Below are 22,761 nucleotides of genomic sequence, written 5' to 3' on the forward strand. Positions count from 1 at the left end.
CCGGTCAATTCGCCCAGGCTTGAGGAGATACCTCAGCCAACGCTTTGAATGCAGGCTTGGCGAACCAGAAGCCCTGCATCAGAAATATTCCGCAGTCGGACAGGAAGTCGCGCTCGCCGGCACTTTCGATGCCTTCGGCGATGACAGTAACCCCCAACTGCTCACAGATTGTGACAATCCCTCGGACGATGACCTGGCGGACACGATCCTGGTCGACATCGCGAATCAGCGCCATGTCGAGCTTGATCAAGTCAGGTTGGAAATCGGCCAGCAGGTTCAGCCCCGAATAGCCCGCGCCGAAATCGTCGATGGCGGTCTTGAAGCCGAATTCGCGGTATTCACGCAGAATATTCGTCAAATGGCGATAGTTATCTACATGCTCGCTTTCCAGAGTCTCGAAAATCAGCCGGTCCAGCGGGAAATTGTGCGCTCGGGCGGCCTCCAGAGTGCTGCGGATACACAGTTCCGGGCGATATACCGCATTGGGCATGAAGTTGATGGAAAGGTGAGTCTGCATGCCCAGGGCCGCGGCACCGGCGATGGCCTTGGTCCGGCAACGCTGGTCGAAGCGGTAGCGATTGGTTTCGTTGACCTGAGCCAGCACCGACAGCGCGCCTTCTCCCAGGGGGCCGCGCACCAAGGCTTCGTTGGCGAAGATCGAATGGTCACGCAGGTCTACGATAGGCTGGTAGGCGAACGCAAAATCGAACCCCAGAGGCTCGCTTTGCTGGCAACCCACGCACCGCTGGTTGGGCGAGGTGAGTGAAAGGGGAAAGTCGGTCACGGCGTATCCTCGCGAAAACAGGGTGCTACCTGGCGTATCTTAGGTGAGCCTTGGGGTTTATGCGTCGAAGGGTTTCAACGGTAAAGTTGCGACATTTTTCAGAGCGAGGAATTCAAGTGGCTCAAAAGCAGGAAGAGGAAGAGAAGGTCCGGCTGGACAAGTGGTTGTGGGCAGCGCGGTTCTATAAGACCCGCGCTCTGGCCAAGGCCGCTATCGAGAGCGGCAAGGTGCATCATCGCGGCGAGCGCTGCAAACCGGGCAAGGAGCCGCGCGTCGGCGACGAGTTTCAGATTCGTACAGGGTTTGATGAAAAAACCATCGTGGTGCAGGCACTTTCCATCGTACGCCGCGGCGCGCCTGAAGCGCAGGCACTGTATGCCGAGACCGAAGCCAGCATCGCCAAGCGCGAAAACGCTGCAGCCATGCGCAAAGCAGGTGCTTCAGGCCTGACCACTGACGGCAAGCCGAGCAAGAAGCAGCGCCGCGATCTATTCAAATTTCGCGGCAGCGGCAATGACGATTGATTGCACGAGTCGCCCATGCACACTCGATCAAATGTGGGAGCGGGCTTGCCCGCGAATACGGTGGGTCAGGCACAGATGCATTGATTGACACCCCCCATTCGCGAGCAAGCCCGCTCCCACTTTTAGCCCTGGGGGGTTACGGAGTTGTGCGCATGACACTCAACCGCCCAATAACGGGCAACTTGCTCAGTAGCCCGAAAAGCGGCGCCGTCATCCGCAACAAAGCGCCCGACACCTTCGCCGCGAACGGCGTGTAATACCCCCAGCCCAACGCCAACAGCGCCAGCAGTACGCCACCGATGTAGTCGTCCTGTCCCCAGTGCGCGCCCGCGACCAGCCGCGGCATCATGAACAGCAGCGCCAGGCCCCAGATCACCAGCACCTGGCCGATGCGCCGGGCGAACACGCTCATGAACATCGCCCAGATCAATAGCACCGAAGCATGGTCGCCGGGGAAGCTCTGGCTCGAGCGGTCCTTCAATTCCCAGGTTTTCTCCAGCCCTGGGAAAAAGTCGCTCATTTGAATCGCGCCGCTGATGACCATCGACGGGCTACTGTGCTGCCAGCCCATGTGCGCCGCGAGTTTGGAGAACAGCATGCGGACAAACAGCAACAGCAGCAGAATGCCGAGGAAGCCAAAAAACGCCTGGCGCACCTGCACGGCCTTGAACACCCAGTCGCCGCGAATCAGCAGTGCCAGCAAAATCACGCCGACCACTGCATCAAACGGCCGCAGGCTGGCCACGGCCCATATATGCAACCAGGTCGAGTTCGTGGCCAATGGGCCATTGAGCAGATGAAACAGCCACTCGTCGAAAATCACACAGAGCATCTGGCCCGTGGGCCACAGCCAAAAACACAGCAGCCCGATAGCGAGTAGATTGCAAAGAGCCCATCGCCGGAGGTTCCAGTTGGCTTGGAACAAACCCGGATTGTTCATAAACTGTCCCTCATCGCTCTATTCAGCTCCTTGAATTCAGGAGAAGTCGCACCAAGATGGTGCTAAAGCGTTTAATTTTATAAACCTTGTAATCATTTTGTCATCACTTCAGATACCCAGACCTATGACTGATCTACCGGATACCGACTTCACCCAACGCTTCATCTTCGATGAGAGCGATGCCCGCGGCGAGATGGTTTCGTTGGAGCTCAGCTATGCCGAAGTCCTTGCCAAACACGCCTATCCGGAGCCGGTCGCGCAATTGCTCGGCGAGTTGATGGCAGCCGCGGCGCTGCTGGTGGGCACCATGAAGTTCGACGGTTTGCTGATCTTGCAGGCTCGTTCCGAAGGGCCAGTGCCCATGTTGATGATCGAGTGCTCGAGCGAGCGCGAGATCCGTGGTCTGGCCCGTTACGAGCCTGACCAGATTGCCGCAGATGCCACCTTGGCCGACCTGATGCCCAATGGCGTCCTGGCACTGACTGTCGACCCGACCGAGGGCCAGCGGTACCAGGGTATTGTCGACCTCGACGGTCAGACCCTGTCGGAATGCTTCACCAACTACTTCGTTATGTCCCAGCAAGTGGGCACCAAGTTCTGGCTTAACGCCGACGGCAAGCGCGCCCGTGGTTTGCTGGTGCAACAACTGCCGGCCGATCGCATCAAGGATGAGGATGATCGTGCCGAAAGCTGGCGGCATATCATCGTCTTGGCCGACACCTTGAAGGCCGAAGAACTGCTGGGCCTGGACAACGAAACCATCCTGCACCGCCTCTACCACGAAGAGGCCGTGCGCCTGTTCGACGCACAGGGCCTGCATTTTCGCTGCAGTTGCTCGCGCGAGCGTTCCGGTAACGCGCTGGTCAGCCTGGGCCTGGAAGATGCGCAAAACCTGGTGGTGGAACATGGCGGCCATATCGAGATCGACTGCCAGTTCTGCAACCAGCGCTACCTGTTCGATGCGGCTGATGTAGCGCAATTGTTCGCTGGCGCAGGCAGCGACACCCCTTCCGACACCCGCCACTAAAACGTTTAAGCACAGGTAAATCACCTGACAAACGCCGGATTAGAGGTGTTCTGACGGGAGGGCCCTACTCTTTTTGGGCTTTTCTGGCATAATCCGGCCCACTTTTTTCGCGGTAGTAGTGCGCAACTTTCTACTACAAAACGTTTGGAGCACTCGGCCATAGGCCGACGGGGAACCTCATGACGCAAGCCAATAACGCCGTATACACCGATCTGAGTGTTGACGATCTGGTCAAAGAAGCCCTGCAGCGCGGTGAAGGCGTGCTTGCCGATACTGGCGCGCTGGTCGTAGAAACCGGTCACCGCACCGGTCGTTCGCCGGTTGACCGTTTCATCGTTGAAGAGCCGTCCACCCAGGACGCCATTGCCTGGGGCCCGATCAACCGCAAGTTCCCGGCCGACAAGTTCGATGCCCTGTGGGCTCGCGTCGAGGCGTTCAATAACGCGCAAGAGCATTTCGTTTCCCATGTTCACGTAGGGGCTGCAGAAGACCACTACCTGGCCGTGAAAATGACCACCCAGACTGCCTGGCAGAACCTGTTCGGTCGTTGCCTGTTCATCAACCCGGCCCAGTACAACCCGGCCGGTCGTGAAGAGTGGCAAGTGCTCAACGTGGCCAACTTCGAGTGCGTGCCAGAGCGTGACGGCACTAACTCCGACGGTTGCGTGATCCTCAACTTCGCCCAGAAAAAAGTACTGATTGCCGGCATGCGTTACGCCGGTGAAATGAAAAAAGCCATGTTCTCGGTGCAGAACTTCCTGCTGCCGGCTGCCGACGTGCTGCCGATGCACTGCGCCGCCAACATTGGCGAAGCAGGCGATGTGACCCTGTTCTTCGGCCTGTCCGGCACTGGCAAGACCACCCTGTCTGCCGACGAAAGCCGTTACCTGATCGGTGACGACGAGCACGGCTGGGGCGAAGGCGTGGTGTTCAACATCGAAGGCGGTTGCTATGCCAAGTGCATCGACCTGTCCGAGAAGAACGAGCCGGTTATCTGGAAAGCCATCAAGCACGGCGCGGTGCTGGAAAACGTCGTGATCGACGAGGCCAAGCACGCCGACTACGCCGATGTCAGCCTGACCCAGAACAGCCGTGCCGCCTACCCGCTGGAGCACGTTGCCAAGCGTTCCGAGAAGAACCTGGGCGGCGAGCCAAACGCGGTGATCTTCCTGACCTGCGACCTGACCGGCGTACTGCCGCCTGTGTCGATCCTCAGCGAAGAACAAGCGGCCTACCACTTCCTGTCCGGCTACACCGCTCTGGTGGGCTCGACCGAAATGGGTTCGGGCAGCGGCATCAAGTCGACCTTCTCCACCTGCTTCGGCGCGCCGTTCTTCCCACGCCCGGCTGGCGAATACGCAGAGCTTCTGATCAAGCGTATCCGTGGTTTCGGCTCCAAGGTCTACCTGGTCAACACCGGCTGGACCGGCGGCGGTTACGGCGTTGGTAAACGCTTCAACATTCCGACCACTCGCGGCGTGATTGCAGCGATCCAGAGCGGTGCGTTGATCGGTGCGCAAACCGAACACCTGGACACCATCAACCTCGACGTGCCATTGGCCGTACCGGGCGTTGAAACCGGCCTGTTGAACCCACGCAACACCTGGGCTGACAAGGCTGCCTACGACGAAGCAGCGAAGGCGCTGGCTGGCCTGTTCATCGAGAATTTCAAGAAGTTTGAAGTCAGCGATGCGATCAAGGCGGCGGGTCCTAAGTTGTAAGATTCGCTGGTTGTAAAAAAGCCGCCTCTTAAGTAGGCGGCTTTTTTGTGCGCGACGTTAGCCGGCGATATGCAGTACCACTGCACCGACCAGCACCAGGACGACACCTGCCACCTGCACCGCTGACAACCGCTCCTTGAAAAATACAAACCCCAGGATCGCCGCGATCCCTCCAGAGAGCGTACTGATCACCGTCACCACCGACACCGAGCCGGCCATTGCGCCCCACGAAAACGCCGAGAAACCGCCGAGGTTCATCAAGCTCGCCCCGGTCAACGTCGCGCAGTTTTTCAGCGGCGGGATCTTCAGGCCATCCCTGATTTTCAGCACCATCACCACCAGCACGCACAGGCCTACCAGGTAACCCAGCCACAACATGGTGATTGGCCCCAGCGCTGGCAGTGTGTAGCGGCCTTGCAGCCAGAAACTGGTGCCGTACAAGGTTGCGGCGAACATGGCGTAGGCAATGGACAGGCGCGGGTTGTTGTGAGGCGTACCGTTGTCCTTGTGAACGCTGGACAGCACAACGCCGATCACGCACAGGGCGATGCAGCCCAGTTGTATCAGGCTGATGTGTTCACCGCTGGCCCAGGAGAGCAGGGTGGTCACCACTCCATAGGACGTCACCAGCGGCGCGACGATGGCTGCTTTGCCCAAGGCAAAGGCTCTGGACAGCGCAAGGGCGCCGGACACCGTCAGCAGAGCGGCGGCGACGCCCAGGAGCCAAACGCTTAACGGTGCATCAAGGGATTTGAAAAGGAAGGCCGGGAAAATGACCAGCAGGAAGGTCATGATCACAAAACCGAGAGCTTGGCCGAAATACACCGCGCGTTTAACGCCAACGGCGCGGGCGTTGAGGCCCACCAGAAAGTCCGTGCCGCCCCAGAGCAGAGCGGCCAGCAGGCCCATTGTTACGTCCATGTAAGGTCCTTGTTATTTATACGGCTCGTCAGATGAGCGCAGATCCACTGTGGGAGCGGGCTTGCCCGCGAATGCAATGTATCAGTAACGCAAATATTGGCTGACACGCCGTATTCGCGAGCAAGCCCGCTCCCCCATTTTGTGCTCAGTGTTGCTCAGGTCAGCTCAGGTTTTCCAGCGTCTGCGTGTCCCAGCGGTGGGTCTTGATCGCCAGGTAGAGCATACCGATGGTCAGCGGGATTTTGTCGCCACGGCCTTTGGCGCGACGCTTCAGGAACACGTCGAACACCGGCGGCTGGAAGTAACGATAAGCGTCGTAGTCGCCCAGGTCGACACCAAAATCCTGCTCCAGCGCCTCCATGAATTGCTTGGCCTCAGCACCATCGCACCCGAGGTCGAAGTTCAGTGAGGTGTGCAAGCCAATGGTCTTGTGTTTTGGCAAGCCGATTTCTTCATGCAGCAATTGCAGGAGCTGCTGCATGACGGGACCTTCGGGGAAGTTGGGAGACAGGTTCATGGTGGGACCAATCATCAAAGGGTGAGTGTTGTTTACCCTGCAATAGATATTCGGGGTGCTCATCAACCCGATGCCTGTCACAAAGGCGACTATCGGCAGACTTTCAAGCTGTGCCCCTATGATCCAAGACGTGGCATACAACAGAAGTATTGGACCGGTTATCAATAGGCAGAGCCCGAGCCATTTTCTGAGTAGGGGCAACCTTATTGTTCTATCAATTACAGCGGCCAGTATTAAGAAGAGCAGCAAATTGATCCACTGAATGTACTCGTTCATCGCTCCAGCCACGCTGGCAATTTCGGTTTGCCAGTACCAAGGCGAATCATCGTGAAGGTGATGCCATAGTGGCTGAAGTGTTGAATCCTTTCGATGTTCACAAAGTTATGCCGAGAACGTTGGGAGAGGGGGCTAGTTTCGGCCAGGAAAAGGGCGGTTCTGTAGAGGGGCGAGACACTGTTTGAGGCAGTTTGGGAAACGGACGACGCGCCGTTTTTTGGTTTCTTACAATGCCTTCCTGCATTTATGACGTGATACCGATTTTGCTGGCTGAACCGAGCAAATGTGGGCGCCGGGTTTGCCCTAAGGCTTTTTGTAGGAGCGAGCTTGCTCCTACAGGTTTAGCTGCGGGGTGGCTGTTCGGTCGCTGAATTGGCAGCGACGAGCCGAACCTTAAAAGTGAGTTTTTTTTCGAGCCATAAACAGATGGTTTAGGCGTTCGAAGTTCGATCAGGCACTGAGAGGCCTACCGATACACCGCTCAAAAATCGCTTCCAATCCCCGATAGTCACACGCCACCGCATCAATATTCGCGGGTATCCAGGCCGCATGTTTTACCAACCACCAATTCACCGAACACCCCGCATTCACGATGATCTGTTCAAACAGGATCCGCTGCGCCCGTCCATTTCCCTCGTGGAAGGGATGAATGACATTCAGGTCGCCATAAGCTTCAGCTATTTGACGCACAAGGTCAGCCTGACGCGCACCGACATACCAATTGGCGTCTTGCATATGCCGGACGATTTTTGCCGCTTCTGGTGGAATACGCTCCGGGGTGCAAAACAGCGTGTCGCCTTTCTGGATGTTGACGCTGCGCAGTTCGCCGGCCCAGTCATAAATGTCACCGAACAGGACGCGGTGAATGTGTTGCAGGCGATCAAGGTCGTAGGGCGGCGGAAAGAGTGGCAGGTTGCCTACGGCGATTTCGGATAATTCCCGCTCGGCCTGGTGCAGGCGTGCTTCATCGAGCAAATCGAGGCGGTTGCGCAGGATGCTGCTACCGGGATAGCAGTACGGGTCCTGGCCCACCCCGTATTTGCAGAGCATCAGCGTGAGGTGTTGCGGTACTTGGCAAGGACGGCTTCGCGTGTCGGCAGGGGTTTTTCGACGTCGGTCGGTTGGGTATCGAACCCTTCCAGGCGCAGGCTGGCCAAGTAATTGGAACGCCGGATCTTGTGATAGTGATCCTGTTTTTGCTCAAACGTCAGTTCGCTCATCGCTGCGTCCTCTTGGAAAGCAAGGCTTGATTGTAGCGCAATGCGTAACTCGGTAGGCGGGATAAAACGCCCGTCACAACTTGTATAAAAAATCTGCCAGCGAGCTCATTTCAGCGTATGTTTCACCGCAAAATCTTGCAGGGCGATTCCGCCCACTACTTAAAGGGAGTTAAGCATGGGTTTGCTTCGTGTCGCCTCGGCGATATCTTTGTGTGCGGTGGCGTTTTCTGCCCAGGCCGAGCAGTTGCCGATTGAAGTGCTCAGCGCGGTGGTCAAGGACCAGAAAATCGCCGATGCCGAAGTGCTGCTGCAACGTAATGGCGCGCAGAACGTGGTGGGCCGTACCAACGCGCAAGGCCAGGTAACGCTGACCAGTGAAGCGGCTGACGATGCCAGCAACCTGCTGATCATCAAGAAGCCTGGCTATTCCAACCTGGTGGTGAAGTGCCCGTGCAAAGGCATGACCTATGCCATCAGCCCGGTGATGGAAAATCTCGACGGCCTGCGTGTGGTGTTGACCTGGGGCAAGGCTCCGCGCGACCTCGACTCCCATATGATCTTCCCCGGCAATAACATCTTCTTCAACAATAAAAAGGGCACCGACGCCGAACTGGACGTGGATGACACCGATAGCTATGGCCCGGAGACCATCACCCTGCAGAAAAAGCATTACGGCGAAAGCTACGTCTATGCCGTGCACGACTATTCCAACAGCGGCTCTCCCGCTTCCAGCGAATTGTCCAACAGTGAGGCCAAGGTGTTCGTGTACATGGGGCAATCCCTGGTACGCACTTACTATGTGCCGCAGAACCGCACGGGCAACCTGTGGACCGTGTTCCGCATGACCGGCAGTGGCGACTTCCAGGACATCAACACCTTCACCGGCGTGAGAGTCGGCGCCGAAGATGTACTCAACGAGGTCAAGCCTTTGCTGGACGACAGCGTGGCCGTCACCGCCGTGACAGTGAGCTCGTCGGTACAGGCCGATGCGAAGAAGCTGAACCTCAAGGGCGAAGCGGCCTACCAGGCCGGTAACCTGGACCAGGCCATCGACTTCTTCCGTCAAGCCATCGAGCTGGATAACAGCTTCGGCAAGGCTTACGGCAACCTTGGCCTGGCGTATCAGAAAGCCGGCAATACTGCGGAGTCGATCTGGGCCAACCGCAAGGCTATCGCCCTGGCGACCGGTACCAATGCCGCGACCGTGCGTGCCGGTGCCTACTACAACATTGCACGCATCTACGAAGCGGCTGGGCAGTTCCCGGATGCGTTGCGTCATTACCAGTTGGCCAAGGAGCAAAAGGCCAACCCGGTGTATGACACGGCGATCGAGCGGGTGCAGAACCGCTGATTCAGCTGTAGCTCGGTTGTGAAATGTGGGAGAGGGCTTGCCAGCTCCCACATTTGTATCTGCTGCTTCCTGTTACGTTCTCAGAAAAGTCCCACTTCGGCCCTGAGCCATCCCTCCCCCTGTGTATCATCCTGTCTCTTTTTTCCTTGCGACCTTTCTCGATTCGCTGGGATTCCCGGGCTATGTTTTTGAGCCAACTCAGCGGTCAATGGAGTGACAGCCTTATGCACGACACCCTCCAGCAGGTCTTTGGTTACCCACACTTTCGCTTGGGCCAGGAAGAGACGGTCAGCGCCGTGCTGGCTGGGCGATCTGCCGCCGCCATTTTCCCTACGGGCTCGGGCAAATCCTTGTGTTACCAGTTGTCGGCCGTGTTGCTGCCGCACCTGACGTTGGTGGTGTCGCCTTTGCTGGCGTTGATGCAGGACCAATTGGGTTTCCTGCAGCGCCATGGCATTTCGGCGGGCAGTATCGACTCGGCCCAGAGCCGTGATGAGGCCAATGATGTAATGGCCCGTGCGCGGTCGGGCGAGCTCAAAATTCTGATGATTTCCGTGGAGCGTTTGAAGAACGAGCGTTTCCGTAATTTCCTGAACAGCGTGCAGATCTCGTTGCTGGTGGTAGACGAGGCGCACTGTATCTCCGAATGGGGCCACAACTTCCGTCCGGATTATTTGAAGCTGCCGGACTACCAGCGCCAGTTCAACATCCCTCAGGCGCTGTTGCTGACGGCCACGGCCACGCCCAAGGTGATCGCCGACATGCAGGCCAAGTTCGCCATTGCTGCCGAAGATGTAGTGACCACGGGCTTCTATCGGCCCAACCTCAACCTGCTGGTGGAACCCGTCAGCGGCCATGACAAACGCCGCAGGCTGGTGGAGTGGATGAAAGCGCGGGCCAACCAGCCGAGTATCGTCTACGTCACCTTGCAGAAAACCGCCGAGCAGATTGCCGAGCATCTGAACCGCCACGGTATTCAGGCCGAGGCTTATCACGCGGGGCTGCCCCATGAAAAACGCGAAGGTATCCAGCAGCGTTTCATGGGCGGGCGTTCCAATTGCATTGTCGCAACTATCGCGTTTGGCATGGGCATCGACAAGAGTGACATCCGCAATGTCGTGCACTTCGACCTGCCCAAGTCCATCGAGAACTACAGCCAGGAAATCGGCCGCGCAGGGCGTGACGGGCAGCCGTCGGATTGCCTGGTGTTGGCCAACCGCGACAGCCTCAATGTGCTGGAAAACTTCGTGTACGGTGATACGCCGGAGCAGGACGGCATTTTTCGCGTATTGGAGGAGTTGCAGTCCGCGCGTAGTGAAGGGCAGTGGGAGTTCCTGCTCAGGTCGCTGTCGGACCACAGCAATATTCGCGAGCTGCCGCTCAAGACGCTCTTGGTGCAGTTGGAGCTCAAGGGCGTGATCGCGCCGCGCTATGCGTTTTATGCGGAATACCGTTTCAAATACCTGATCGAACCCGAAGCCTTGCTGGCGCGTTTTTCCGGCGAGCGGCAGCAGTTTGTCGCGGCGATCATCCAGGTGTGCAAGCGCGCTAAAACCTGGGCGACGGTCGATTTCGATGCGCTTTATCAACAGCACAATGCCGAGCGTAGCCGGGTGGTGAAGGCACTGGATTATTTTCAGGAGCAGGGCCTGATCGAGCTCGAAAGCAAGCAGATGACTGAGGTCTACAGTTTGCTCGACACCCATTTCGACCCGCACGCGTTAAGCGCCGAGTTATACACAGGCTTCAAGCAGCATGAGGTGACGGAGGTCGCGCGGATTCACGCCATGCTCGACCTGTTCGCCACCGACCACTGCCTGGGGCAGCGTCTGGCGCACTACTTTGGTGATGATAATGCACCCCAGCGTTGCGGGCATTGTTCGGTATGCCACGGCCATGTCGCCCATCTGCCGGCGCCGCCGAGCCTGCCGCCGCTTGTGGATAAAAACTTCATGGGACTGTGCGGTGATTTTATCCACAGGCATCATGAGTACACGGGGCACTTGCCAAATGCGGAGCGTTTGACGCGTTTCCTTGGCGGTATCAGCGTACCGTTGTTTACCAAGTTGAAGGCGCGGGGCATTCCCGGTTTTGCTGCGCTGGAAGACTACCCCTACGCCGAGGTGCGCGACTGGGCCCATGCTCAATTGGATCAACTTTGATGAGACTTGCCGATGCCTGACTCAACGCCTGTGCGCGACGACTACCGCCACTTCCAACCGATCACCACGCGTTGGCACGACAACGATGCCTACGGCCATGTGAATAACGTTACTTACTACAGCTTCTTCGACACAGCCGTTAATACCTACCTGATCGAACAGGGCGGGCTGGATATTCATGACGGTGAGGTGGTGGGGTTTGTGGTGAGTTCGGCCTGCGATTACTTCGCCTCGATTGCTTTTCCCGAGCGCATTGAAATCGGCCTGCGGGTAGGCAAGCTGGGCAATAGCTCGGTGCAGTATGAGCTGGCGGTATTCAAGGCGGGCGAGCAGGAGGCGTGTGCGGCGGGGCGCTTTGTCCATGTGTTTGTGGACCGAGCCTCGAACCAGCCAGTACCGATTCCGGGAATGTTGCGCGAAGCGATGCAGCGCTTGGTGGTTTGACGCACCTACAAGCAATACAGACCAAATGTGGGAGCCGGGCTTGCCCGCGATGGCGCAGTATCAGGCAGTACGTCTAAAACCTGATTCACTGCTATCGCGGGCAAGCCCGGCTCCCACATCGGATGTGTTCGTCAGAGCGCGGGTTTATCAGTCGCGATAACGATGCTTGTTCTTGCGATGCCCATAGGCATGGCCGCGACCTGGGTGGCCATCGCGGTAGTAGCGACGATCGTTACGGTCGCGATCGCGGTAATGGCGGTTGTCGCGATCACTTTCGTTACCCATGTAGTTGCCTAGCGCGCCGCCCGCGCCACCGCCGGCCGCGGAGCCGATCAGTGCGCCGGTGCTGCCGCCGACGCTGCGGCCCACGACGTTACCGCCGGCTGCGCCCAATGCGCCACCAATGGCGGCTTCGCCACGGCTGCGTTTGTCGGCGCCGACTGCACTACCGCCTGCGCCGCCGAGGGCCGCGCCGATGGTCGAACCGGTGTTGCCGCCCAGCTGCTGGCCGACAACGGAACCTAGAACCCCACCCAATGCGCCGCCTACACCGGCTTCGGTGGTGCCGCCTGCCATGGCTGCGCCACTGACCAGGCCAAGGGACAACAAGAGAATCGAGGAGAACTTCATTCAGGGAAACCTCAAGGGATGACGGCGCGATCCTGAGGTTGTATCGAGGCGCTGACAATCGAAATCCGACCGGCGGCAGAGGTTGTATACAATTTGCTAAGTTACTGTTTTGTATGGGGAACTTAAGTCGTTTTTACGGGTCTTTAGCTACTTCGGAACGGCCGCTTTTATGCAAAAGCGGCCTTTTTTGTGCCTGTCGAATGTGTGGTGCTTGTGCTGGCCTCTCCGCGGGCAAGCCCGCTCCCACATCAGATCGGTCCACACAGTCTCAATGGTGAACCCATCCCAGTGTGGGGGCGGGCTTGCCCGCGAAAGCGTTAGTTCAAGCAACACATATCTCGGATCGAGTCAGGCCGAGCGCGCCATGATCAACCCACTGTCACTCGCCGCTTCCAAGCGAATCGCAACAAACTTGGACGTTGGCGTATGGCTACCGTCGCCAGTGCTTTCCAACGGCACCAACGGGTTCACTTCGGGGTAGTAAGCCGCCGCCTGCCCCGCCGGAATATCAAATGCCAGCAACGTAAAGCCTTTCACGCGGCGCTCACGACCGTCTTCCCACAGCGACACGATGTCTGCCTTCTGCCCCGGCTTGAAGCCCAGGCGGATGATGTCGGCTTCGTTGACGAACAGCACGTCACGTTGGCCTTTGACCCCGCGATAACGGTCGTCCAGGCCGTAGATGGTGGTGTTGTACTGATCATGGGAGCGCATTGACTGCATGATCAGGTCCGGCACTCGGCCCGTGGCGTGGGTACGCTCATGGATCAGGTCTTTGGGCAAGATGTTGGGGCGGAAGTTGGCGCGACCTGACGGAGTGTTCCAGCGGCGTGCGCCGGCGGAGTTGCCCAGATAGAAGCCGCCTGGATGTTTGATCTTCTCGTTGAAGTCCTTGAAGCCTGGGATGGTGTCGGCGATCAGGTCGCGGATGCGCCCGTAGTCGGCCACCAGCCAGTTCCAATCCACGGGCTTGCTGCCCAGGGTGGCGGCAGCAATGCCCGCCAGGATCGCCGGCTCGGACTTCATCAGTTTCGACAGCGGTTGCAGTTGGCCGTTGGAGCCGTGGACCATGCTGAACGAGTCTTCCACCGTCACCGCTTGCGGGCCGTCGGCCTGGATGTCTATGTCGGTGCGGCCCAGGCACGGCAGGATCAACGCATCTTTACCGTGCATCAGGTGGCTGCGGTTGAGCTTGGTGCTGATCTGCACGGTCAGGTCGCAATTTCGCAGCGCTTCAAAGGTACGCGTGCTGTCTGGCGTGGCTTGGGCAAAGTTGCCGCCCAGGCCGATAAAGACTTTGGAGCGGCCTTCAAGCATGGCGTGAATCGCTTCCACCACGTTATGGCCATTGTCGCGCGGCACCTGGAACTGGAAACGACGCTCCAGCGCGTCCAGAAACGCCACCGGTGGGCGTTCGTTGATGCCCATGGTGCGGTCGCCCTGTACGTTACTGTGGCCACGCACCGGGCACAGCCCGGCACCTGGGCGGCCGATATTGCCGCGCAGCAGCATCAGGTTGGCGATTTCCTGGATAGTCGGCACCGAGTGGCGGTGCTGGGTAATCCCCATCGCCCAGCACATGATTACATTCTTGCCTTTGGCGTACATGCGTGCCGCTTGCTCGATCTCCACCAGGGTCAGGCCGGACTGCTCGACGATCTCCTCCCACGAGGTGTCGTCGATCTGACCCAGGTATTCCAGGACGTTGGCAGTGTGCTCGTTGAGGAAGTCGTGGTCGAACACCGCTTCCTTGCCTTCGGCCAGGGCTTGGCGTTCCCACAGCAGCAGGAACTTGGCCATGCCACGCAAGATAGCCATATCGCCACCCAGCGCCGGGCGGAAGTAGGCGGTGTTGGTCGGCTTGTCGCCGTTGGTGAGCATTTCCAGCGGATGTTGCGGGTGCTGGAAGCGCTCCAGGCCGCGCTCTTTCAGCGGGTTGATACACACCACCTGAGCGCCGCGTTTCACCGCTTCGCGTAGCGGCTCGAGCATGCGTGGGTGGTTGGTGCCAGGGTTCTGGCCCCAGACGAAAATGGCATCGGCATGTTCGAAGTCATCAAAGGTCACAGTGCCTTTGCCCACGCCGACACTCTGCGCCAGGGCTACGCCGCTGGCTTCGTGGCACATGTTCGAGCAGTCCGGGAAGTTGTTGGTGCCAAAGGCGCGTACAAACAACTGGTACAGGTAGGCGGCTTCGTTGCTGGCGCGGCCCGAGGTGTAGAACTCGGCCATGTTCGGGCTGGGCAGCGCGTTGAGGTGCTTGCCGATCAGGTCGAACGCGGCATCCCAACTGATGGGCAGGTAGCGATCGGTCTCGGCGTCATAGCGCATTGGCTCCGTCAGGCGGCCCTGGTACTCCAGCCAGTAGTCGCTTTGCTCCAGCAACGCCGTGACGCTGTGCTTGGCGAAGAAGGCCGCATCGACGCGGCGCTTGGTGGCTTCCCAGTTGACCGCCTTGGCGCCGTTTTCGCAGAACTTGACCATGCCGCTTTCCGGCGAGTCGCCCCAGGCGCAGCCCGGGCAGTCGAAGCCGCCGTTCTGATTGGTCTTGAGCATCATGCGCAGGTTTTTCAGGGCGTTGTCACTGGTCAGCCAGGCTTGCGCCACACTGATCAGAGCGCCCCAGCCACCGGCTGGGCCTTTATAGGGCTTGTAGCGTGGGGTTGGGGTCTGGTCGGCTTGGTGGTGAAGGCTCATGGCTGGTGCTCCATCGCAGGGCTATAGACCCGTGGCGCGCTTTTTTGCGGCAGGTGGATGAGGTTGAGGTTGTGCCGGCGCGCCCATTGCAAGGCCAGGCCGGTGGGCGACGACAGGCTGACCAGGGTCTGGATACCCGCGCGCAAGACTTTCTGAATCAATTCGAGGCTGCAGCGGCTGGTAACAATCGCCAGGCCGCCGTCGGTCGGAATCTTTTGGCGGATCAACGCGCCAATCAATTTATCCAGGGCGTTATGCCGGCCGATGTCTTCGCGACCCATCAGCAATTCCCCCTGGCTGTTCATAAAAACCGCCGCATGCACGGCGCCGCTGTGCTGGCCCAGGGGTTGGAATGCGCTGATACGCTGGCGCAGGCCATCTAGCCACTGCGCGGGCGGCAAGGGTGCGCCGGGCAGTACCTGAAGGTCGGGCAATGCTTGTTCTACCGCTTCCACGCCACATAGACCGCAGCCGCTGGTGCCTGCCAATTGGCGGCGTTGCTGCTTGAGGTTCCAGAACGCACGGCTGGAAACCTGTACCTGAGCGTACTGGGCTGCGCCTGAACCGCTGATTTTCAGGTCATAAATGTCGTTAACGTCGGTGATAATGCCGCTGCCGAGGCTGAAACCTACAATGAAGTCTTCCAGGTCCGTAGGCGTCACCAGCATCACCGCCTGGCTGATATCGTTGTAGGCAATCGCCAACGCCACTTCTTCGGCCAGCGCAGTGCTGGCGACTTCCGTGTGTTCAAGATTGCAATAGTGATAGCTCTGGCTAGCGACGGGCGCGGTCGATTCGAGAGCGGGCGCCGCGCAGTGAGGGCGCTTGGCGTTCATGGGGCAGTACCACCGGCGGATTGATCAGTGTTTAGACTAGGCGCGACAAAGGGTCACGTCTAATCGCCAGTATTGATCTATTGATAGAGGGCGTCGATCAAGGTTCACCGGCGTTTGCGTCGGGCTTATTCCAGGCAGGGGTGAGTTGGATACTTTTGAGTCTTTAGCCAGTCTGGAACCCAAGTCGGCAGGACTGGTCTAGTCTTGGGCATCTGGAAATTAAATCCCAAGGAGAGCGCACCATGAGTATTTTTAGCTTTATCAAAGAAGCCGGCGAAAAGATTGTTGACCTGTTGACGCCGGGTAATGCGAACGCGAGTGAGCAGTTGAAGGAGCATGTGAGCAAGGTGGGCCTGGGTAATCCAAACGTGCAGACCACGGTGGATGGCGACAAGGTCACGGTGACCGGTGAAGTGGCCACGCAGGAAGAGAAAGAGAAGATCCTGTTGGCGCTGGGTAACATTGCCGGCGTGGCAAGTGTGGATGACCAGATCACTGTTACTGGCCCTGCGGTTACCGCTGCTCGCTTCGTCGTAGTGAAAAAGGGCGATACCCTCAGCGCGATTTCCCTGGCGGTGTACGGTAATGCCAACCAGTACAACAAGATTTTCGAGGCTAACAAGCCGCTGCTGTCGCACCCGGACAAGATCTACCCGGGCCAGACACTGCGCATCCCTGAGTAATACGCAGGGCAAAATGTGGGAAGGGGCGTGCTCCCTCCCACACTTGATCAAAGTCCGGCAATGAGATCTCGATAATCCCCCACTGCTAAAAATTCTGCGGTGTCCTTTGGTCCTTTCTTGCTATCAGGCTCTTTCACTGCCAGCAAATGACCGACCCCGAAATCCCGGGCGCTGCGCAAGATCGGCAAAGTGTCATCTATAAACAGACTACGGGCCGGGTCAAAGTGGATATCCGCTTGCAAGGCTTGCCAGAATTGCGGGTTTTCCTTGGGAAAACCGTAGTCGTGAGAGCTGATCAAACGCTCGAAATACGGCGCCAGTTCAATGCGTTCCAACTTCAATGACAGCGAATCACGATGAGCGTTGGTGATCATGATCACGCGCTTGCCGGCCTGTTTGATCGCCGCCAGGAACGTATCGGCATCCGGACGCAGGGCGATCAGGTGGGCGGTTTCCAGCTTGAGTTCGCGCACCGGGATCTTGAGCTCGGCGCTCCAGAAATCCAGGCAATACCATTGCAACTGTCCGGCGTTACGCTCAAACAGCGGTTGCAGCTCCATCTCCGCCATGGCCTGGCTCACACCGTGCAGTTCGGCGTAGCGCTGGGGCAGGTGCTCCATCCAGAAGTGGTTATCGTAATGCAGGTCGAGCAGGGTGCCGTCCATGTCCAGCAGGACGGTGTCGATGGCGTGCCAGGGCAGAGAGGGTATGGTGGGGTCTCAGGTAAGTAAAAATATCCGACACAGACAATCGGAAAAGCCACGGTATAGTAACCCGATCACGCCAAGGAGCCGTTTATGCGCCAGAAACCCACTGTCCTCGCCCGCGAAATAGTCGCCAGTAGCCGTTTGTTCCGCGTGGAGGAAGTGCAATTGCGCTTTTCCAATGGCGTTGAGCGCACCTACGAGCGTCTTGTCGGGCGTGGCACGGGCTATGGCGCCGTGATGATTGTGGCGATGATCGATGAAGATCATGCAGTGCTGGTGGAAGAATACTGCGGCGGCACTGACGAATATGAATTGTCGTTGCCCAAAGGCCTGATCGAGCCCGGCGAAGACGTGCTTGCAGCGGCAGACCGCGAACTCAAGGAAGAGGCCGGCTACGGTGCACGGCAGTTGGAGCACATCACCGAGCTGTCATTGTCGCCCGGCTATATGAGCCAGAAGATCCAGGTGGTGTTGGCTACCGATCTCTACGAAGAGCGTCTTGAAGGTGATGAGCCCGAACCAATGCGGGTAGACCGGGTCAACCTGCGTGAGCTGTCGGCGCTGGCGCAAAACGAGCAATTCAGCGAAGGTCGCGCCCTGGCGGCGCTGTATCTGGTGAGAGACCTGTTGACCCAGCGTGGAGCGTTCACCGCATGAGCGAACTGTTTTTAGGCCACCCGTTTATCGCACCGGTCATTGAACTGGCTCGGCAGGCGGGTGAAGCCATCCTGCCGTACTGGCGTGCCGAGGTAGCCGTGACGTCCAAGGCGGATGATTCTCCCGTGACGGCTGCTGACCTGGCTGCCCACCATCTGATTCTCGCAGGCCTCACCGCGCTGGACCCAAGCATCCCAGTGTTGTCTGAAGAGGACGCCGATATCGATCAGAGTGTGCGTGCCGGCTGGCAGCGCTGGTGGTTGGTGGACCCCCTGGATGGAACCAAGGAATTCATTTCTGGCAGTGAAGAGTTCACCGTCAATATTGCATTGATCGAACAGGGCCGCGTGGTGTTCGGCGTGGTGTCGATACCGACCACTGGCCGTTGCTACTTCGGCGGCGCGGGCCTGGGGGCTTGGCGTTCGGACGTCAATGCCGCGCCCAAACAGATTCAAGTGCGCCAGGCCAGGGCTGCGGGCGAAGCCTTTACCGTGGTGGCCAGCCGTCGTCATACCAGCCCTGAGCAGGAGCGTCTGTTAGATGGTTTGAGCAAGGGCTTGGGCGAGTTGAAACTGGCGAATATCGGCAGCTCGTTGAAGTTTTGCTTATTAGCCGAGGGCAGTGCCGATTGTTATCCGCGCCTGGCGCCGACCTCGCAGTGGGATACCGCAGCGGCCCAGGGTGTATTGGAAGGGGCGGGGGGCGAAGTGCTGGAGTTGGATGGCAAGCCGTTCAGCTACCCGGCGCGGGAGTCGTTGCTGAACCCGTTCTTTCTGGCATTGCCAGCCAAGGCCGCCTGGCGTGATCGGCTGCTGACCCTGGCCAGATCTTAAGATCACTGCAGAGCAAAATGTGGGAGCGGGCTTGCCCGCGATGGCGGAGTGTCAGTCGTACAGGTATTGACTGATCCACCGCTATCGCAGGCAAGCCAGCTCCCACATTTGTTTTATGTAATGGCTGCTAGCGGTGCAGGACGTACTGGCCGGTAAAGACTACGGCACGCGCTGCACTGCCTTCATTCACAATCCACGTCTGCAGCGCCAACCGCGCCCGCCCATAGCGCTGATAGGTCGCCATAAAGCGCTTCCAAATCTTTTCATCCGGCGCCGCGCAAATGGCTGTCGCGTCCTGGGTCACCGGCAGCGGGTAGCTGATCTGCCCTTCCTGAATCACGATGTGCCCGTCTTCAATCCCGGCTTCACGCAGCTTCAGGTGCAGCCAACCCCAACCCGCCAGCACGGCGCCGCAGTAGAGGCTGCCGCCAAACATGGTGCTCTTGTGGTTGATATTGGCTTGCAAGGGCAGGTGCAGTTGCAGCTGGTCCTGTTGCCAGTCGAGCACCCTGAGGCCCATTTCCCGGGTGAGTGGGATGTCATGGTGAAGGATGGATTCCAGGTAACGGCTATCGCGGCTCATGGCGGCCTCTTCGTAGGTGGACGATGTCATTCGTCATCGGCGCTCTGGCTGGCACTGTCGGCGAAGTTCAGGCCGTGTTTGCGCAGTTTGTCGTGCAAGGTTTTGCGCGGCACGCCCAGGGCTTCGGCGAGGCTGCGCACGGAGCTGTGGGGGCGGGTCAGTTCGGCGGCGATCAGGCTTTTTTCGAACTGTTCGACTTGCTCGCTCAGGCCTCCGGGCGTGGAGGTCAGCACGCCGGCGGCGGGATGGTCCTGGGCGTTATCCAGGGCCAACTCCAGGCCGAGGGCGAAACGCTCCGCGGCGTTTTGCAGTTCCCGCACATTGCCCGGCCAGCTGTGGCGCAGCAACAGCGCGCGCTGGCCCGGTTGCAGTTCGTGTAAGGGCAGGCCGTGGCGGCTGCTGGCCTCGTCGGCGAAGTGCTGGAACAGCATCAGCGCATCTTCACCCCGTTCCCGTAGCGGGGGGATGCGCAGCGGCGCCACATTGAGGCGGTAATACAAGTCGGCACGGAAACGGCCCTGATCGGCGGCCTGGCGCAGGTCTTCCTTGGTGGCGGCGATAATGCGGATATCCAGCGGGATCAGCTGATTGCCACCCAGGCGCTCCACGACGCGCTCCTGTAAAAGGCGCAGCAACTTGACCTGTACATCCAGGCTCATGCTTTCGATTTCATCGAGGAACAGCGTGCCGCCATTAGCGAACTCGAACTTGCCGATACGGCGCTTTTGCGCGCCGGTAAACGCGCCCGGTTCATGGCCGAATAGTTCGCTTTCCACGACCGATTCCGCCAGTGCTCCGGCGTTAATCGCCACAAACGGGCCGCTGCGTCGGCTTGAGAGGTCGTGCAGGGCGCGGGCGACGACCTCCTTGCCAGCGCCGGTTTCGCCGAGGATCAGCACATCGGCCTTGGTCGCGGCCAGTGCACCGATTTGCTCGCGCAGGCGCAACATCTGTGGCGAGTGCCCTACCAGGCGCGTACTGAGTTGCTGGCGGTCGCTGAGAGCCAGGCGCAGGCTGCGGTTGTCCAGTACCAGCCGGCGCAGGGCCAGGGCGCGGCGCACGCTGTCGAGCAGCGCGTCGCTGGCGAAGGGTTTTTCCAGGAAGTCATAGGCGCCGGCACGCATGGCTTGCACCGCCAGCGGTACGTCGCCGTGGCCGGTGATCAGCAGCACCGGCAGGTCGGGGTCCTGGCCGTGCAGTTCGGCCAACAATTCCAGGCCGTCCATGCCGGGCATGCGGATGTCGCTGACCACCACGCCCGGCCAGTCTCGGGACAGACGTGCGGTGAGCCCGTTGGCTTCTCCCAGGGGCAGGACGTTCAGGCCGGCCAAGTCTAAGGTCTGGCACAGGGCCTGACGCAGGTGTGGATCGTCGTCGATCAATACCACCTGAATCGAGTTGTCGATACTCATACACTGCGGTCCTCGGACGGTTGCAGACTGACGCCCGGCGAGCCGGCACGTAATTTCAAGGTTAACAGCGCGCCGCCTTCCTTGTGGTTGGCGAACAACAGTTCGCCGCCAAAGGCGCGCATCAGCGTGTCGCAGATCGCCAGGCCCAGGCCCAGGCCCTGAGTGCGCGTCTTGGTGGTGTAGAACGGCTCGCTGGCGCGGCCCAGGGCTTCCATGCAAAAGCCTGGGCCGTTGTCGCGAATATACAAGTTGACGCCATGGGGCGTGGTTTCGGCACTCAGCCAGAGTTTGCGTGGCGGGCCTTTTTCGGTGAGGGCGTCCAAGGCATTGGCCAGCAGGTTACCCAGCACCTGGCGCAGGCGGGTTTCACCAGCCTGCACCCACAGGGTTGCCTCTGGCAGGTCGCGGATCAACTCCACCTCCATCGAACGCCGACGCTTGGCCAGCAATGCCAGGGCGTCGTCCAGCGCCGGTTGCAAAGCCACGCTCTCCGGCGCATGCCGGTCGCGACGGGCGAAGGCGCGTAGGTGGGCGATAATCGAAGCCATGCGCCCGGTCAATTCGCTGATCAGCTTGAGGTTGCCACGGGCATCGTTGGTGCGCTCATGGTCGAGCAGGATTTCGGCGTTTTCGGCATAGCTGCGAATCGCCGCCAGTGGCTGATTCAATTCATGGCTGATACTCGCCGACATGGTGCCCAGCGCCGAGAGCTTACCGGCCTGGACCAGATCGTCCTGGGCGCGCACCAGTTCTTGCTGGGCATGCTCGCGCTCCAGCACTTCCTGTTTAAGGCGCCGGTTAAGGCCCTCCAGGTCGCTGGTACGCTCGGCCACGCGCATTTCCAACTCGCGGCGGGCCTTGGCTTCGAAGGCGATGCGTTCCAGATAGTGCCGGCGGCGCTGCATCAGCAACCCCAGCAACAGCATCAGCACCAACAACGTGGCACCGCCCACGGCGACGACCGTGCGCACCGGACGGTTGATCAGCGAGCGCGGCGCGAGGATTTCCACGTTCCAGCCGGTCTCGGCGATAGCCGTGGACTGGCGCAGCCAAGCGCTGCTGCTGAGGCTCAACGGCTGCGGGTCGCGGGTGGGGTAGGGCTGGATAGCAATGATGGCCTGGCGTTCTTCGGCGGTCAGTGGCCGCGTGGCGCGGAATCGCCATTGCGGGCGCGAAGTGAGGATCACCACGCCGTTGTGGTCGGTGACCAGCAATTGTTCCGGGGTATTGCCCCACAGGCTTTCGGTGTGGTCCAGGTCGACCTTCACCACCAGCACGCCGATGATGGTATCGCCGTCACGCACCGCGGCGGCGAAGAAGTAGCCGCGCTTGGCCGAGGTGGTGCCCAGGCCGAAGAACCGGCCGAGGCGCCCGGCCATGGCTTCGCTGAAATACGGACGGAAGGAAAAGTTGCGCCCGACAAAGCTGTCTTGTTTGTCCCAGTTGGACGCGGCGAGGGTCTTGCCGGTGGTGTCCATCAGATACATCACCTCTACCCCGGCCTGGGCGGCGACATCCTTGAGCAACTGGTTGGCGCTGACCAGGTGGGTGCTGACATGGGGAGCGTCCAATGCAGTACGCAGGGCCGGTAAGTCACCGAGGATCTGCGGCAGTATTTCGTAGCGGTGCAGGGTGCCCAGCAAGTTGGCGACGTAGAGGTCGAGGGTCTGGCGATTTTGCCCGGCCAGTTCGCTGCGGTAATAGCGCTCGGCCAAATGCTCCAGCGGCCACAACAGCGGTGCCAGGCACAGAGCCAGCAGGGCTAGGCTGCGCCAGCGGGGTCTTCGCGCAAGGGGTGGGGTCATGGAAGTCGCGCCTGTGAGTACAGGCGCATTA

At 59.5% G+C, this 22,761-nt stretch carries 22 protein-coding genes; 9 read left to right on the forward strand and 13 right to left on the reverse strand.

All coding sequences use genetic code 11. The features are described from left to right. Positions 1 to 4: 4 nt before the first annotated feature. A complete protein-coding gene (locus tag AB4P90_RS02240) occupies positions 5 to 784 on the reverse strand; it encodes an EAL domain-containing protein (RefSeq protein ID WP_014716474.1) in 780 nt (259 codons plus the stop codon). Positions 785 to 900: 116 nt separating this feature from the next. Between AB4P90_RS02240 and AB4P90_RS02245 the strand changes: the two genes are divergently transcribed. Continuing rightward, on the forward strand, positions 901 to 1,308 hold the full coding sequence (locus tag AB4P90_RS02245; RefSeq protein ID WP_003236026.1) for an RNA-binding S4 domain-containing protein: 408 nt from the start codon (positions 901 to 903) through the stop codon (positions 1,306 to 1,308). A 136-nt stretch (positions 1,309 to 1,444) separates the two neighbouring features. On the opposite strand, the gene AB4P90_RS02250 is transcribed toward AB4P90_RS02245, so the two are convergent. Continuing rightward, positions 1,445 to 2,248 carry a phosphatase PAP2 family protein gene (locus AB4P90_RS02250; protein ID WP_020302422.1) on the reverse strand — a complete coding sequence of 268 codons (804 nt, stop codon included), beginning with the start codon at positions 2,246 to 2,248 and terminating at the stop codon, positions 1,445 to 1,447. A gap of 124 nt (positions 2,249 to 2,372) precedes the next feature. On the opposite strand from AB4P90_RS02250, the gene hslO reads away from it, so the two are divergent. Further along, the gene (gene hslO / locus AB4P90_RS02255) at positions 2,373 to 3,275 is read left to right on the forward strand and encodes an Hsp33 family molecular chaperone HslO (protein ID WP_395605616.1); all 903 of its coding nucleotides are present in this window, start codon (positions 2,373 to 2,375) and stop codon (positions 3,273 to 3,275) included. A gap of 179 nt (positions 3,276 to 3,454) precedes the next feature. Then, complete coding sequence (locus tag AB4P90_RS02260; protein ID WP_005783824.1) at positions 3,455 to 4,996, forward strand: phosphoenolpyruvate carboxykinase; 1,542 nt, start codon at positions 3,455 to 3,457, stop codon at positions 4,994 to 4,996. Positions 4,997 to 5,053: 57 nt separating this feature from the next. Here the strand turns inward: AB4P90_RS02260 and AB4P90_RS02265 are convergent, their stop codons facing one another. The 4 genes from AB4P90_RS02265 to AB4P90_RS02280 form a co-directional block, all read right to left on the reverse strand. Next, on the reverse strand, positions 5,054 to 5,917 hold the full coding sequence (locus tag AB4P90_RS02265) for an EamA family transporter (RefSeq protein WP_395605617.1): 864 nt from the start codon (positions 5,915 to 5,917) through the stop codon (positions 5,054 to 5,056). Positions 5,918 to 6,077: 160 nt separating this feature from the next. After that, on the reverse strand, positions 6,078 to 6,434 hold the full coding sequence (locus tag AB4P90_RS02270; protein ID WP_014716478.1) for a DUF1493 family protein: 357 nt from the start codon (positions 6,432 to 6,434) through the stop codon (positions 6,078 to 6,080). 726 nt (positions 6,435 to 7,160) lie between these two features. Further along, positions 7,161 to 7,760, reverse strand: a complete 600-nt coding sequence (locus tag AB4P90_RS02275; protein WP_395605618.1) for a Fic/DOC family protein — start codon at positions 7,758 to 7,760, stop codon at positions 7,161 to 7,163. Continuing rightward, positions 7,760 to 7,930, reverse strand: coding sequence for a YhfG family protein (locus tag AB4P90_RS02280; RefSeq protein ID WP_120247828.1), 171 nt, complete (start codon positions 7,928 to 7,930; stop codon positions 7,760 to 7,762). The genes AB4P90_RS02275 and AB4P90_RS02280 overlap by 1 nt, the downstream gene beginning before the upstream one ends. A gap of 175 nt (positions 7,931 to 8,105) precedes the next feature. On the opposite strand from AB4P90_RS02280, the gene AB4P90_RS02285 reads away from it, so the two are divergent. From AB4P90_RS02285 to AB4P90_RS02295, 3 genes are all read left to right on the forward strand, one after another. Continuing rightward, positions 8,106 to 9,281: a tetratricopeptide repeat protein gene (locus tag AB4P90_RS02285; RefSeq protein WP_395605619.1), complete on the forward strand. Its 1,176-nt coding sequence runs from the start codon at positions 8,106 to 8,108 to the stop codon at positions 9,279 to 9,281. Between the two features lie 224 nt (positions 9,282 to 9,505). Beyond that, positions 9,506 to 11,443 (forward strand): ATP-dependent DNA helicase RecQ, encoded by a 1,938-nt coding sequence (locus AB4P90_RS02290; protein ID WP_395605620.1) that lies wholly within the window; start codon positions 9,506 to 9,508, stop codon positions 11,441 to 11,443. Positions 11,444 to 11,455: 12 nt separating this feature from the next. After that, positions 11,456 to 11,887, forward strand: coding sequence for a thioesterase family protein (locus tag AB4P90_RS02295; protein WP_032894109.1), 432 nt, complete (start codon positions 11,456 to 11,458; stop codon positions 11,885 to 11,887). Positions 11,888 to 12,034: 147 nt separating this feature from the next. On the opposite strand, the gene AB4P90_RS02300 is transcribed toward AB4P90_RS02295, so the two are convergent. The 3 genes from AB4P90_RS02300 to fdhD form a co-directional block, all read right to left on the reverse strand. After that, positions 12,035 to 12,517: a glycine zipper domain-containing protein gene (locus AB4P90_RS02300; protein WP_395605621.1), complete on the reverse strand. Its 483-nt coding sequence runs from the start codon at positions 12,515 to 12,517 to the stop codon at positions 12,035 to 12,037. A 348-nt stretch (positions 12,518 to 12,865) separates the two neighbouring features. Continuing rightward, positions 12,866 to 15,214 carry an FdhF/YdeP family oxidoreductase gene (locus AB4P90_RS02305; RefSeq protein ID WP_014716483.1) on the reverse strand — a complete coding sequence of 783 codons (2,349 nt, stop codon included), beginning with the start codon at positions 15,212 to 15,214 and terminating at the stop codon, positions 12,866 to 12,868. Then, positions 15,211 to 16,050, reverse strand: a complete 840-nt coding sequence (fdhD, locus tag AB4P90_RS02310; RefSeq protein ID WP_003187702.1) for a formate dehydrogenase accessory sulfurtransferase FdhD — start codon at positions 16,048 to 16,050, stop codon at positions 15,211 to 15,213. Before fdhD ends, AB4P90_RS02305 begins: the two co-directional genes overlap by 4 nt. A gap of 242 nt (positions 16,051 to 16,292) precedes the next feature. On the opposite strand from fdhD, the gene lysM reads away from it, so the two are divergent. Beyond that, positions 16,293 to 16,733: a peptidoglycan-binding protein LysM gene (lysM, locus tag AB4P90_RS02315; RefSeq protein WP_003187704.1), complete on the forward strand. Its 441-nt coding sequence runs from the start codon at positions 16,293 to 16,295 to the stop codon at positions 16,731 to 16,733. 47 nt (positions 16,734 to 16,780) lie between these two features. Here the strand turns inward: lysM and yrfG are convergent, their stop codons facing one another. After that, on the reverse strand, positions 16,781 to 17,443 hold the full coding sequence (gene yrfG, locus AB4P90_RS02320; RefSeq protein ID WP_014716484.1) for a GMP/IMP nucleotidase: 663 nt from the start codon (positions 17,441 to 17,443) through the stop codon (positions 16,781 to 16,783). 87 nt (positions 17,444 to 17,530) lie between these two features. On the opposite strand from yrfG, the gene nudE reads away from it, so the two are divergent. Both nudE and cysQ read left to right on the forward strand, forming a co-directional pair. Then, positions 17,531 to 18,097, forward strand: coding sequence for an ADP compounds hydrolase NudE (gene nudE / locus AB4P90_RS02325; protein ID WP_014716485.1), 567 nt, complete (start codon positions 17,531 to 17,533; stop codon positions 18,095 to 18,097). Next, on the forward strand, positions 18,094 to 18,930 hold the full coding sequence (cysQ, locus tag AB4P90_RS02330; RefSeq protein WP_288856739.1) for a 3'(2'),5'-bisphosphate nucleotidase CysQ: 837 nt from the start codon (positions 18,094 to 18,096) through the stop codon (positions 18,928 to 18,930). The genes nudE and cysQ overlap by 4 nt, the downstream gene beginning before the upstream one ends. A 127-nt stretch (positions 18,931 to 19,057) precedes the next feature. On the opposite strand, the gene AB4P90_RS02335 is transcribed toward cysQ, so the two are convergent. From AB4P90_RS02335 to AB4P90_RS02345, 3 genes are read right to left on the reverse strand one after another with little or no spacing between them, the layout of a single operon-like run. Next, positions 19,058 to 19,513 carry a thioesterase domain-containing protein gene (locus AB4P90_RS02335; protein ID WP_014716487.1) on the reverse strand — a complete coding sequence of 152 codons (456 nt, stop codon included), beginning with the start codon at positions 19,511 to 19,513 and terminating at the stop codon, positions 19,058 to 19,060. Between the two features lie 26 nt (positions 19,514 to 19,539). Further along, positions 19,540 to 20,925, reverse strand: coding sequence for a sigma-54 dependent transcriptional regulator (locus AB4P90_RS02340; protein WP_020302411.1), 1,386 nt, complete (start codon positions 20,923 to 20,925; stop codon positions 19,540 to 19,542). Then, a complete protein-coding gene (locus tag AB4P90_RS02345) occupies positions 20,922 to 22,730 on the reverse strand; it encodes an ATP-binding protein (protein ID WP_032901796.1) in 1,809 nt (602 codons plus the stop codon). The genes AB4P90_RS02340 and AB4P90_RS02345 overlap by 4 nt, the downstream gene beginning before the upstream one ends. Positions 22,731 to 22,761 lie beyond the last annotated feature (31 nt).

It is taken from the genome of Pseudomonas sp. B16120 (assembly GCF_044218845.1).
Taxonomy (GTDB): domain Bacteria; phylum Pseudomonadota; class Gammaproteobacteria; order Pseudomonadales; family Pseudomonadaceae; genus Aquipseudomonas; species Aquipseudomonas paracarnis.